This window comes from Streptomyces sp. NPDC127108 (genome assembly GCF_042677545.1).
Classification (GTDB): domain Bacteria; phylum Actinomycetota; class Actinomycetes; order Streptomycetales; family Streptomycetaceae; genus Streptomyces.
The window spans coordinates 1-12,278 of sequence record NZ_JBHXTE010000076.1 but is presented as its reverse complement, the minus strand read 5'-3'; the positions used below and the strand labels follow the sequence as shown (position 1 = coordinate 12,278).

General features: G+C 73.6%; 11 protein-coding genes. 4 read left to right on the top strand and 7 right to left on the bottom strand.

The window, feature by feature from the left end; genetic code table 11:
• Positions 1 to 103 precede the first annotated feature (103 nt).
• From mshC to ACFVHO_RS38850, 4 genes are all read right to left on the bottom strand, one after another.
• A complete protein-coding gene (mshC, locus tag ACFVHO_RS38865; RefSeq protein WP_385725247.1) occupies positions 104 to 1,333 on the bottom strand; it encodes a cysteine--1-D-myo-inosityl 2-amino-2-deoxy-alpha-D-glucopyranoside ligase in 1,230 nt (409 codons plus the stop codon).
• Between the two features lie 114 nt (positions 1,334 to 1,447).
• Positions 1,448 to 2,326 (bottom strand): SCO1664 family protein, encoded by an 879-nt coding sequence (locus ACFVHO_RS38860; RefSeq protein WP_385725246.1) that lies wholly within the window; start codon positions 2,324 to 2,326, stop codon positions 1,448 to 1,450.
• Positions 2,290 to 2,880, bottom strand: coding sequence for a DUF3090 domain-containing protein (locus tag ACFVHO_RS38855; RefSeq protein ID WP_385725245.1), 591 nt, complete (start codon positions 2,878 to 2,880; stop codon positions 2,290 to 2,292). The genes ACFVHO_RS38860 and ACFVHO_RS38855 overlap by 37 nt, the downstream gene beginning before the upstream one ends.
• A 67-nt stretch (positions 2,881 to 2,947) precedes the next feature.
• Positions 2,948 to 3,634 carry a histidine phosphatase family protein gene (locus tag ACFVHO_RS38850; protein WP_385725244.1) on the bottom strand — a complete coding sequence of 229 codons (687 nt, stop codon included), beginning with the start codon at positions 3,632 to 3,634 and terminating at the stop codon, positions 2,948 to 2,950.
• 62 nt (positions 3,635 to 3,696) lie between these two features.
• On the opposite strand from ACFVHO_RS38850, the gene corA reads away from it, so the two are divergent.
• A complete protein-coding gene (corA, locus tag ACFVHO_RS38845; protein ID WP_385725243.1) occupies positions 3,697 to 4,695 on the top strand; it encodes a magnesium/cobalt transporter CorA in 999 nt (332 codons plus the stop codon).
• A gap of 25 nt (positions 4,696 to 4,720) precedes the next feature.
• Here the strand turns inward: corA and ACFVHO_RS38840 are convergent, their stop codons facing one another.
• Positions 4,721 to 5,509 (bottom strand): ferritin-like domain-containing protein, encoded by a 789-nt coding sequence (locus ACFVHO_RS38840; RefSeq protein WP_385725242.1) that lies wholly within the window; start codon positions 5,507 to 5,509, stop codon positions 4,721 to 4,723.
• A gap of 281 nt (positions 5,510 to 5,790) precedes the next feature.
• Positions 5,791 to 6,846 carry an LLM class F420-dependent oxidoreductase gene (locus tag ACFVHO_RS38835; protein ID WP_385725241.1) on the bottom strand — a complete coding sequence of 352 codons (1,056 nt, stop codon included), beginning with the start codon at positions 6,844 to 6,846 and terminating at the stop codon, positions 5,791 to 5,793.
• A gap of 218 nt (positions 6,847 to 7,064) precedes the next feature.
• Here ACFVHO_RS38835 and ACFVHO_RS38830 point away from each other — a divergent pair, with 218 nt between their 5' ends.
• Both ACFVHO_RS38830 and ACFVHO_RS38825 read left to right on the top strand, forming a co-directional pair.
• Positions 7,065 to 8,054, top strand: a complete 990-nt coding sequence (locus ACFVHO_RS38830) for an aldo/keto reductase (RefSeq protein WP_385725240.1) — start codon at positions 7,065 to 7,067, stop codon at positions 8,052 to 8,054.
• Positions 8,051 to 10,984: a helix-hairpin-helix domain-containing protein gene (locus ACFVHO_RS38825; protein ID WP_385725239.1), complete on the top strand. Its 2,934-nt coding sequence runs from the start codon at positions 8,051 to 8,053 to the stop codon at positions 10,982 to 10,984. Before ACFVHO_RS38830 ends, ACFVHO_RS38825 begins: the two co-directional genes overlap by 4 nt.
• 113 nt (positions 10,985 to 11,097) lie before the next feature.
• Here the strand turns inward: ACFVHO_RS38825 and ACFVHO_RS38820 are convergent, their stop codons facing one another.
• A complete protein-coding gene (locus ACFVHO_RS38820; protein ID WP_385725238.1) occupies positions 11,098 to 11,985 on the bottom strand; it encodes a hypothetical protein in 888 nt (295 codons plus the stop codon).
• A gap of 47 nt (positions 11,986 to 12,032) precedes the next feature.
• Here ACFVHO_RS38820 and ACFVHO_RS38815 point away from each other — a divergent pair, with 47 nt between their 5' ends.
• Positions 12,033 to 12,221, top strand: a complete 189-nt coding sequence (locus tag ACFVHO_RS38815) for a DUF5703 family protein (RefSeq protein WP_385725237.1) — start codon at positions 12,033 to 12,035, stop codon at positions 12,219 to 12,221.
• The last annotated feature ends 57 nt before the right edge of the window (positions 12,222 to 12,278 follow it).

Genomic DNA, 12,278 nt, shown 5'->3' with positions numbered 1-12,278 from the left:
CCGGCGCCGCTTTCGTGCGTCTGCGCGCCGCGGCCGTGCGGCTGCGCGTGCCACGGCGTCGGGGCGTACGTCCCCGCCGTACGTCCCCGCAGGGCATACGCCCTTACAAGGCGACGCCCAGCAGCGCGTCCACCGCGCGGGACACGACGCCCGGGGCGCCCTCGTCGGTGCCGCCCTCGGCGTCCTGGCGGGCGGCCCAGCGGTCGACGGCGGCGAGCGCGGTGGGCGCGTCCAGGTCGTCGGCCAGGGCCTCGCGCAACTCCTCGACGAGGGCCTCGGCGGGCGGTCCGTCGGGGCGGGACACCGCGGCGCGCCAGCGGGCGAGCCGTGCGACGGCGTCCTGGAGCACCTGGTCGGTCCACTCCCAGTCGGCGCGGTAGTGGTGGGCGAGCAGGGCGAGCCGGATCGCGGCGGGGTCGACGCCGTCGCGCCGCAGCTTCGAGACGAACACCAGGTTGCCCTTGGACTTGGACATCTTGGCGCCGTCGAGGGCGACCATGCCGGCGTGCACGTACGCCTTGGCGAAGGGGTGCTCGCCGGTCAGCGCCTGCGCGTGCGACGCGCCCATCTCGTGGTGCGGGAAGGTCAGGTCGGAGCCGCCGCCCTGGATGTCGAAGCCCATGCCGAGGTGGTCGAGGGCGATGGCGACGCACTCGATGTGCCAGCCGGGGCGGCCGGGGCCGAGGGAGCCGCCGTCCCAGCTCGGCTCGCCCTCGCGGGCGGCCATCCAGAGCATCGGGTCGAGCGGGTTCTTCTTGCCCGCGCGGTCCGGGTCGCCGCCGCGCTCGGCGGAGAGCAGGCGCATGGCGGCGGCGTCGAGCCCCGACACCTCGCCGAAGTGCGGGTCGGACTCGACGGAGAAGTAGATGTCGCCCTCGAGGTCGTAGGCGGCGCCCAGGTCCCGCAGCCGCTCGACGAGCGGCACGATGCCGGGTATCGACTCGACGGCTCCGATGTAGTGCCGCGGCGGCAGCAGCCGCAGCGCGGTCATGTCCTCGCGGAAGAGCGCGGTCTCGCCCTGCGCCAGCTCGACCCAGTCCTTGCCGTCGCGCTTGGCGCGCTCCAGGAGCGGGTCGTCCACGTCGGTCACGTTCTGCACGTAGTGGACCTGCCGCTTGGTGTCGAGCCACACGCGCTGCACGAGGTCGAACGCGTTGTAGGTCGCCGCGTGACCCATGTGGGTCGCGTCGTACGGCGTGATGCCGCAGACGTAGATACGGGCGACGGGACCGGGGTCGAGGCTGACGAGGCCACCGGTCGCGGTGTCGTGGATCCGGAGGTCGCGGCCCTTGCCGGGCAGGGCGGGAACCTCAGAAGCGGGCCAGGCATACATGTCTTGAGCCTAACCGGATGCCCCTTCCGCATACGACCCAGGGCAACGAGATCTTCGACAGGTTTCCCCAGCCCCTACCAGGGGCAGCCCCCACACCTCGCGGGTGCGGGGAGCTCACACCGGCGGCCACGGAATCGCCGGCCACTCCCCCGAAGGGCCCGGATGCCGCCCGGCGGCGAGCAGCGCGTCCACCCGCTCCCGGACGGCGTCGACCTCCGCGGCAGTCAGCAACTCCCCCAGCCGCCCGGCCAACGGCTCCCCCGCCACCAAGCCGTCCCGCAGGGAACCGAGCGCGTCCACCGCCTCTTCGGGCAGCTTCTCCCCGGCCCACCCCCACAGCAGCGTCCGCAGCTTGTCCTCGACGTTGAACGTGACCCCGTGGTCGATCCCGAAGAGGCGCCCCCCGTCGCCGAGCACCAGATGCCCGCCCTTGCGGTCGGCGTTGTTGATCACGGCGTCGAGGACGGCGAGCCGCCGCAGCCGGGCGTCGTCGGCGTGCACGAGCAGCGCCGTGCGCCCCTCGCCCACCTGGGCGAACCCGACGGCCTTCCAGCCGTCCCCGGGCTCGTCCCCCTCGACGAGGGCGAGCAGCCCGGCCCCATCGGCGCCCTCGGCGTCGGCGTCGGCGTCGGCGTCGGCAGCCTCACCGGACTCACCGGAGGCCTCCGCCCCGACCCAGAGCTGGACCATGCCCTCTCCGTAGGGCCCGTCCCGCAGCACGGTGGGCGGCACGAGCCCCCACCCGAGCGCTTCGGAGACCTCGTACGCGGCGACCTCGCGCTGGGCGAGGGTCCCGTCGGGGAAGTCCCACAGGGGCCGCTCCCCGGCGACGGGTTTGTAGACACAGGCGGCGCTCTGCTCCTCGTACACGACCGTGCAGTAGAGCACCGCGTTGGAGGCCTCCCGGATCTGCCCGCGCACGGTCAGCTCACCACGGGTGAGCAGCTGGGCGGTGCTCACGCGTCCCGCCGGTATCCGTTCTGGCGCGGGCATACGTGTCCTTCCGGGTCGAGCGGCAGGCTGCACAGCGGGCACGGCGGCCGGCCCGCGTTGACGACGTCGAGGGCGCGCTTGGTGAAGGCACGGGCCTGGGCGCCGGTGAGGCGCACACGGAGCATCGGGGGGCCGTTCTCCTCGTCCTGCAGAAGCCTTTCCTCGGCTTCCGCGAGGTCCTCCTCGGAGTCCGCGTCCAGCTCGACGAGGGCCTGCGCCTCCACGATCATGCGCTCCTCCTCGCCGTCCCAGGCGAGCGCCATCGTGCCGACCCGGAACTCCTCCTCGACGGGCGAGTCCAGGGGCGCGCTGTCGGTGATCTCGGAGGGCGCGACCGCGGGCACCGCCGCGCTGCCGCCGCTGCGCCGCACGACCTCGTCGAGCAGCTCCTCCATGCGCTCGGCGAGCGCGGCCACCTGGGTCTTCTCCAGGGCGACGCTGGTCACACGGACCCCTGCGGAGGCCTGCAGGAAGAAGGTACGCCGACCGGGGAGCCCGACGGTTCCGGCGACGAAGCGTTCCGGCGGGTCATAGAGGAACACCTGACGGGACACGTCCTGTCTCCATTGGAATCGACTGCATGTACTTGGCGCGACCACTGCACCCTACTGCGGGCGACGATCACGGTGCGCCCGTGTCGCCGCCCACCTGTGCGTCGTCGGTCGCGGGTGCCTCGCGCGGGGCGAGCGATCCGAAGTCGCCGGTGTCACCGAGGCGTACGAGGAAGGGCCGCAGCCGGGTGAAACGAATCGCCGTGACGGAACAGGGCTCTACGGAGATGCGCTGGAACAGGTCCAGGTGCAACCCGATGGCGTCGGCGACAAGGGACTTGATGATGTCGCCGTGGGAGCACATCAGATAGACGGCGTCGGCGCCGTGGTCGCGCTCCACGCGCGCGTTCCACTCGCGTACGGCCTCCGCGGCCCGCGTCTGCATGGCCCGCAGGGACTCGCCGCCCGGGAAGGCGGCCGCGGCCGGGTGCTGCTGGACGACCTCCATCAGGGGCTCGTCGGCGAGCTCGGCGAGCTTGCGGCCCGACCAGTCGCCGTAGTGGCACTCGCCGATGCGTTCGTCCGTGTGGACGGGGAGGCCGGGGCGGGCGGCGAGCAGCGGCGCGAGGGTCTCCTGGCAGCGCTGCAGCGGGCTGGTGACGACCTCGGCGAGCGGCAGTGCGGCGAGCCGCGCGGGCAGCGCGGCGGCCTGCTCGGCGCCGCGCTCGTCGAGGCCGACGCCGGGCGTCCAGCCGGCGAGCAGGCCCGCGGTGTTGGCGGTCGAGCGTCCGTGACGGACGAGGATCAGCGTGGGCATGCGGGTCAGCCTAAGGCGCCGAGGGGGTGCGGCAGGAGCCGAGCCCGGGAAGAATGCGCAGCGTGATCGTGGACTGCGCCACCTACCGGCACGGGCTCCGCGTCCAGGGCCCGGCGGACTTCTCCGACGCCCTGGACGAGGCCCGGGCGGCCGGGGACGCGTTCGTCTGGATCGGCCTGTACGAACCGACGGAGGACGAGTTCGACCTGGTCGCCAAGGAGTTCTCGCTGCACCCGCTGGCGGTGGAGGACGCCTTGAAGGCCCATCAGCGGCCGAAGCTGGAGGTGTACGACGACTCGGTGTTCGTGGTCCTGAAGCCGGTCGTGTACGAACCGGAGAGCGACGCCGTGTCGTCCGGCGAACTCATGATCTTCATGGGCGACTGCTTCGTGGTGACCGTCCGTCATGGCGAGGGCGCGCCGCTCAGCGCCGTCCGCCACCAGTTGGAGGCGGAGCACGAGGTGCTCGAACACGGTCCGACGGCGGTGCTCTACTCCATCGCCGACGCCGTGGTCGACCACTACCTGGAGGTCGCGGACGAGCTGCAGACGGACCTGGAGGCCCTGGAGGCGGAGGTCTTCTCGCCGGACGGCGGCGGCTCGCGGAACACCGCGTCCCGTGTCTACCGGTTCAAGCGCCAGATCCTGGAGTTCCGGCGCGCCACGGGCCCGCTCGCGATGCCGCTGGCGCGCCTCGCGGGCGTGGGCCCCTTCGGCCGCTCGGTGCCGTTCGTGGACGCGTCCGCGCAGCCGTACCTGCGGGACGTCCATGACCATCTGCTGCGCGTGAACGAGTCCGTGGAGGGCCTGGACCGCCTGGTCACGGACATCCTGTCGGCGCATCTGGCGCAGATGAGCGTGCGACAGAACGACGACATGCGGAAGATCTCCGCGTGGGCGGCCATGGCGGCGGTGCCCACGATGATCGCGGGCATCTACGGCATGAACTTCGACCACATGCCGGAGCTGCGCTGGTGGTGGGCGTACCCGGCGGTGATCCTGCTGATGGCCGCGCTCGAGGTGGGCCTGTTCCGGCTGTTCAAGCGCCGCGGGTGGCTCTAGCGTCCCCCTCCGGGAGCGCGCGTGGTCAGGCGAACTCCGCCGCGGAGGTGGCCGGTCCGCCGAGCGCGTCGCGCCGCTCGGGCATCTTCAGGGACACCATTCGCCGCCAGCCGCCCGCGCGTTCGTACGCGTACATGGCGTGGATGCCCGCCGTGAGCGTTCTGGACTTGACCGGGGACCAGCGCAGGACGCGGCCCATGTGCTCCATGACGGCGAGGCTGACGTCGCGGTAGACGACGATCTCGGCCAGCGCGCACTCGCGCAGGGTGCTCTGGATGGTGCGGCCGTGCCCGGCGCGGGCGAAGCGCAGCAGTTCCTCGTGGCAGTACGCCAGGTGGTTGTCCTCGTCGTTCGAGATCATCTTCACGGCCTTGCCGACCTCGGGGTCGTCCCCGAAGTACTTGCGGAGCATGACCATCTGGTCGGCGGCGCGCTGCTCGGTGACGCGGCTGTGCGAGAGGTACGTGACGATGTCCTGCTCGGTGAGCGGCTGGTCGGCGCGGAGCTTCTCGTGCGCGAGGCCGATGCCGCGGCGCTCCAGGAGCATCGTGTAGTCGGTGGCGGCGGGGACGTCGACGGGCTCGAGGCCGCGCTTGCGCAGCAGCGCGTTGAAGATCCGTCCGTGCTTGTCCTCGTCGGCGCCGTGCCGGGCGATCTTGGGTGCGAGATCGCGCTGGCTGTCGGGCACGAGCGCGGCGATGCGCCCGTTCTCCCAGCCACCCTGGGACTCTCCGCTCGCCGCGATGGAGCAGAACAGCCGGAACGACTCGTCGTTGTCGAGGATCTCCTGGAAGAGACTCCGGGCCGAAAGCATCGCAGGCACCTCCATGCCGTCACTGACCACACAGACATCCGCAAAGAACGAGTCAAATGCGCAGTGCGCCATCAGGCAACAGGTGTATGCGACAGCTCAGCCAAACGAAGGACACACAGGGCCGAAAGGGGCGGATTGACACAACGGACGAGGCGGCCCGGCCACCCGCGACGGGAAGCCTCCGGGGCCGTAACCGGAGGGCTCGTCGCGGCGTTGTGCTCCGTGACGGCCGTGGCGGGGAAGACCCCCGAGCCCCCACCACGGCCGCGGAAAACCTCCCGCTACGCGACCCCGGCACGCTCCAGGGCCTCGGTGCCCGCGCGCAGCGACGCCAGCCGCTCCTCCACCGTGAAGCCCGCGGGCGCCAGCGTGAGCGTGGTGACACCAGCCTCCGCGTAGGCCCGCATCCGGTCGGCGATCCGGTCCACGGAGCCGAGCAGGGTGGTGGAGTCGATCAGGGAGCGCGGCACGGCGGCGGCAGCGCCCTCCTTGTCGCCGGACAGGTACTTGTCCTGGATCTCGGCGGCCTCCTTCTCGTACCCCATGCGCTGCGCGAGCTGGTTGTAGAAGTTCTGCTTCCTGCTGCCCATGCCGCCGACGTACAGCGCCGTGTAGGGCCGGAACATGTCGGCCAGCGCGTCGACGTCCGCGTCCTTGCCGAGCGCGAGCGGCACCGTCGGCACCACGTCGAAGCCCTCCAGGGTCTTGCCCGCCTTCTCGCGCCCGGCCCGCAGATGACGCAGCGCGGTCTCCTCCAGGTGCTCGGCGGCCGGGAAGATCAGCAGCGCGCCGTCGGCGATCTCACCGGTCTGCTCCAGGTTCTTCGGCCCGATCGCGGCGATGTACAGCGGGATGTGCTCACGCTGCGGGTGCACGGTGAGCTTGATCGGCTTGCCCGGGCCGCCCGGCAGGGGCAGCGTCCAGTGCTCGCCCTCGTAGCTCAGCCGCTCGCGGGTCATGGCCTTGCGTACGATCTCGACGTACTCCCGGGTGCGGGCCAGCGGCTTGTCGAACTTGACGCCGTACCAGCCCTCGGAGACCTGCGGTCCGGAGACGCCGAGCCCGAGCCGGAACCGGCCGCCGGACAGCGAGTCGAGGGTGGCCGCCGTCATCGCGGTCATCGCGGGCTGGCGCGCCGGGATCTGGAAGATCGCCGAGCCGACGTCGATCCGCTCGGTCTGCGCCGCCACCCACGAGAGCACGGTGGCCGCGTCCGAACCGTAGGCCTCGGCCGCCCAGCAGACCGCGTAGCCCAGCTTGTCGGCCTCCTTCGCGACGACGAGGTTGTCCGCGTCCATCCCGGCGCCCCAGTAGCCGAGGTTGATCCCGAGCTGCATGGCCGAATCCCCTTACCCATGAGTAACGTGCCTGTTCCGGGACTGTAGCGCGCGGGCGGGCGATCCGGCAGGGGCGGGCTGGGGTCCCGCCGGGGCCGGGGTGCGGGGCGGCGGGCCGTGCCGGAGCCGTTGCTCGAAAGGGTTCCTGAGTTGTCCACAGGCACGGCTTTGTCCACACGCACACCCAGCGCTGAGGCATGGCCAGTAATCTCGCGGCCATGGAGCAGAGGCATCTCGGCCGAACAGGTCTGCGCGTGTCCCGGATCGGGCTCGGCACCCTCACGTGGGGGCACTCCGACGAAATCGGGGAGAACGACGCCGCGGACCTGCTGAAGGCCTTCTGGGAGGCGGGCGGCACCCTCGTGGACACGGCCGACGTGTACGGCGACGGGGAGGCCGAATACCTCCTCGGACGACTCGTCGAACGGCTGGTGCCACGGCGCGATCTGGTCATCGCGACGAAGGCGGGCAGCGTGCCCGACCCCGACCACCGCTTCGACGGCTCGCGCGGCCATCTGCTGTCCGCCCTGGACGCCTCCCTGGCCCGCCTCGGCACGGACCACGTGGACCTGTGGCAGATCCACGCCTTCGACAGCGACACGCCCCTGGAGGAGACGCTCCAGGCCCTGGACATCGCGGTCAGCAGCGGCCGCGCACGCTATGCGGGCGTCTCCAACTTCAGCGGCTGGCAGCTCGCCAAGGCCGCCACCTGGCAGCTCGCCGCGTCCGGCACCCGCACCCGCATCGCCAGCACGCAGATGGAGTACTCCCTGCTCCAGCGCGGCGTCGAACGCGAAGTGCTGCCCGCCGCCCTCGACCTCGGCGTCGGCCTGCTGCCGTCGTCACCGCTCGGCCGCGGCGTGCTCACCGGCAAGTACCGCAACGCGACCCCCGCCGACTCGCGCGGCGCCTCCGAGCAGTTCGCCCCCTTCGTCGCGCCCTATCTGGACGACGCCGCCGGGCGGGTCGTGGACGCCGTCGCGATAGCGGCCGACGGCCTCGCCGTCACCCCCCTGCAGGTGGCGCTCGCCTGGGTGCGCGACCGCCCCGGAGTCACCGCCCCGATCGTCGGCGCGCGCAACGCGCAGCAGCTCACGGCCGCATTGTCAGTGGAGACCCTTAGTCTTCCTGACGAGATCTGCCAGGCGCTCGACGACGTGTCAGCGCCCGTGCACCGCTACCCAGACCAGGACTGGAGCACGCTGTGAGTACGGAGTCCGCTGCCGCGGAGGTCGCCGAACCCGAGGCCCCGGAGGCCGGAGCGGGCCCCGACGCCGACGAAGCGCCGGAGGCCGGGGCCGCGCCGGAGGGTGAGACCGGGGGCGACTCGGCCGACCCGACCGACTCAGATGACTCGGACGGCTCGGACGACTCGGTTGACTCCGCCGACCCGGCCGAGCCGGAGGCGGCTGCTTCCGGGGGTGCAGGGGACGGCGCCGAGGCCGGTGACGGGGACGCCGGTGTGTCCGAGGCCGAGGCCGAGCTCGCGGCACAGCGGGAGCTGCGGGAGCGGATCGAGCAGCGCAAGGCCAGCAAGAAGGGGCCCGTGGCGGCGGGCGCGAAGCTTCAGGGCACGGCGGCCGACCTGCTGGCGGCGGTGCGGGCCGTGGAGAGCGGTGAGAAGCCCGTCGCGTCCGCGTTCCGTGAGCCCGCGCCGGTCGCGCCGCAGCGGCCCGGCCCCGAGCCCACGCGGCGGCCGGTGGCCGAGACTCCGACGGGTGCGGCCCAGCCCGCGCCGGAGACGGTCGAGGCGGTGGCGGCGGTGCTGACCGAGGGCGGCGCGCCCACGGCGCTCGCGGCCCGGGCTGCGGCCGTGCTCGGCGAGGGCGCGGACGGTGTGCTGCGCGCCGACCCCTGGCAGTTGCTGCGGGTCGCCGGGGTGCGGCCCGAGCAGGCCGACGGGTTCGCGCGGGCGCTCCTCGGCCCGGACTGCGGCCCGGGGGACGAACGCAGGGGCTGCGCGCTGACGGTGTGGCTGCTCGAACAGGCCGCGCTCGCCGGGCACACGGCGCTCGAATCGTCGGCGCTCACCGCGGCGCTCGGGCAGCGCGGGGTGCCGGACCCGGACGAGGCCGTGCAGTCCGCCCTGGCGGAGGGCGACGTGCTGGTCTTCCAGGACGCCCTGGACGAGGTCCCCGGGGCGGTCCCGGCACAGCCCGCCCCGCCCGCCGACACCACCGAGGACCCCGACGCCCTCGACGACACCGAGGCGGCGACTCCGGTCCGCGTGCTGCTCGGCCTCGAGCGGTACGCCCTCGCGGAGGAGAGCCTGGCCGACGGCCTCGCCCGGGTCATGAACTCGCTGCCGAAGGAGGCGGGTTCGGGTCCGGAGGGCGGCGGTTCGCGTCCGGTGGACGACGACTCGGCTTCGGTGGACGACGACTCGGCTTCGGAATACGACGGATCGGCTTCGGGGGACGACGGTTCGGGTCCGGGAGGCGGCGACCCGGCTCCCGAGGGCGGTGGCCCGGGGCGGAACGGTGACAGTTCGGGCCCCTCGGCCGCCGACTGGGAGTCCGCTGCGGCCGCCGTCAAGGGTTCCGCCGCGGACCTGATCCGTGCCGTGGCAGCGCACAGCCTCGTGCTGCACACGGGCGGCGAGACGGCCCGCGCCGAGCCCGCCGCGCTGGTGGCGGCGGCCCGGGCGCTGGGCCTGCGGGTCTACGCGGCGACGCACAGCGCGGAGGGGCAGCGGAGGCTGGCCGAGGGCCTGGGCGAGGGTGTCGGCGGGGCCGGGGCTCGCGGGGGCGCCGACGGAGCCGGGCCGCGCGGGGACGTGGCTGCTTCGGGCGCCCCGGGAGCCGGGGCCGCCGCCTCCTCCGGGGGCCGGGCGGACGGGTCCGCCGTCGGGGAGGCCGAGGGTGTGCCTGCGGCCAGGCGCGCGGGTGAAGGGGCGACCGACGCGGTTGCTGGGTCCACGGGTGAAGGAGCGGCCGACGCCGTTGCCGGGCCCACGGGTGCGGGCGCCGTCCCGGGCGAGGGCACGCGTGGGGAGGCGGCCGGGGACGGCCGGGGGGCGGCTGCCTCTGCCGAGGGGCCGGGGGCGGTCGACGGGGCTGCCGGGTCTGCCGGAGCCACCGGAGCCGCCGGAGCCGCCGGAGCCGCCGGAGCCGCCGGAGCCGCCGGAGCCATGAACGCGTCCTCCCACGCAACCGATACGGCCGGTGCGGCCGATGAGGCGTCGGTCGCCGTCACAGTGGCGGGCCTCCTCTCCGGGCGGCAGGGGCCGGGCCGCGACGCGGACGGTGCGCTGGCCCTGGACCTCCTCGTGGTCCTGGACGCCCCGCAGTTGGACGTGGAGACGGCCGCGATGCTCGTGGAGTCGCTTCCGGACGGCGCCCGGCTCGTGCTCAGCGGCGACCCGGGAGTGCTGTGGTCGGCGGGCCCCGGCCGGGTGTTCGCGGATCTGCTCGCGGCCCGCTGCTGCCCGCAGGTCGTCTCGCGCACGCCGGACCCCGGTCCCATCGGCGAGCTGGTCTCCGGTATCGGCGTCGGCGAGCTGACCCAGGTCGAGGCGCCCGGCAAGGAGGTCGTGATCGTCCCGGTGCGGGACGCGCCCGACGCGATCCACCGCACGGTCCAGCTGGTCGCGGACTCGGTGCCGCGCGCCATCGGCGTACCGGCCGGTCAGACGCAGGTGATCACGCCGGGCCACGGCGGCGCGGCGGGCACCCGCGCGCTGAACGCGGCGCTGAAGGAGCGGCTGAACCCGGGCCCCGGCCGGTTCGGCGGCTTCGACCCCGGTGACCGGGTCGCCTACGCCCCGGTGCCGGGCCGTACGGCGCTCGGCCGGGTGGTCGGCGCCGACGCGCAGGGCCTGCGCCTGGAGTGCGAGGGCACCCCCGTCGCCGTACCGAAGGAGCGGGTGGAGCAGTCCGTGCGGCACGCCTGGGCGCTCACCGCACACCAGGCCACGGGCCGCCGCTGGCCCGCCGCCGTGGTGGTCCTGCCGGGCGACGCGGCAGGCGCCCTGACCCGGCCGTGGGTCTACACGGCCTTCAGCCGCGCCGAGCGCCATCTCTCGGTCGTCCAGGGCGTCGCACAGTCCCTGCCCCAGGCCGTCGCCGAGCGCCCCGCCAAGGAGCGCACGACCCGCCTGCGCACGCTGCTGCGGCCCCAGGCCCCGGCAGCGCGCTAGCCCTTGCGCGGCGAGCGGCCCCGACCCCCGTCGAGGGGGCCGGGGCCGCACTCGCTTCACCAAGGGCCCCGGGGCCGGGCGAGCTCACCCCGGACAGCCCCCTGGAGCCCCTCCTAGACGCCGCCTCCGGCCTTCCCCCGCTCGACGACCTCAACGCCGTCCGTGTCGTCGGCGTCGTCCGTGTCGTCGGCGTCATCTGCGTCGTCCGCCTCGTCCACGTCATCGACCTCGTCCGGCTCGAAGTCGAGGCCCGTGTCGAGGTCGGTGTCGAGATCCGAATCCAGGTCGGCGTCCAGGTCCCCGTCGATGCCGGTGCCCACGTCCCGGCCCCGGCGGACGCCGCCCACGCGGCTCGCCACCGCGTCCAGGTCGTCGTCGAGATCGTCGTCCGTCTCGTCGTCGAAGACCGCGCTGACGTCGAAGCGGCAGACCACCCGCGGGGAGTCGGGCTGGTCGAACGGGGACTCCAGCCACTCGCCGGGCTCCGCGGGCTCGTCCGCCGCGGTGACCCACAGCGTGGAGTCGCCCTCCTCCAGGCCGAACTCCTTGTGCCGGGAGGCGATCTCGTCCGGCTCGAACTCGCCGAAGAGCAGGCCGAGCGCGCCCGGCACGGTGCCCGCGAGCCGGTCGGATTCGGCGGTGGCGTCGTCGTCGGCGGCCTCGACCCGCGCGGCCTGGGCCAGGAGTCGCTGCGGCTCCACGACGGCGTAGTCGCGGCGGATCAGCACGCTCAGGGCGTTCGGCTCCGCCGGTCCCTGGTACGGCGGCAGGGCGTCCTCCGCGCCGGGGATCTCGAAGGGGGTGACCTCGTCGTAACGGTCGTAGAGCAGCTCGTCGTACGCCTCGGCCGCGGCGGCCAGCTCGTTGAACGCTTCATAGACGTCGGGATCGTCCTCGCCCGACCTGCGTTCGACCGCCGCAAGGTGGCGGTCGAGCGCGGTCTTGACCGCCTCGGCGGCGGCGCGTACCTCGGCAGCGGTGGGCTGCGCAGCATCAGACATAGTGCAGACGCTATCCGTACCGGGCCTGTGCCCGCACAATAGATGCGATGCCGGAATACGAATTTGTCGACGTGTACGTTCCGCGCGGGGTCTCCCGCAAAGAAGCCACGCGTCTGCTGACCGACCACGCAGAGTACGGACACTGGGAGTTGGACCGCCTCAGCCTGCACGCCGACGGCAGTCGGCGGGTGCGGCTCAGACGGCGCATCATCCGCCAGATCAGGGCCACTTGGTGAGCCGGGGACGACCGGCCGGTGCCCGGCGGACGGTGTGAAAACGGAGCGGGCCCCGCG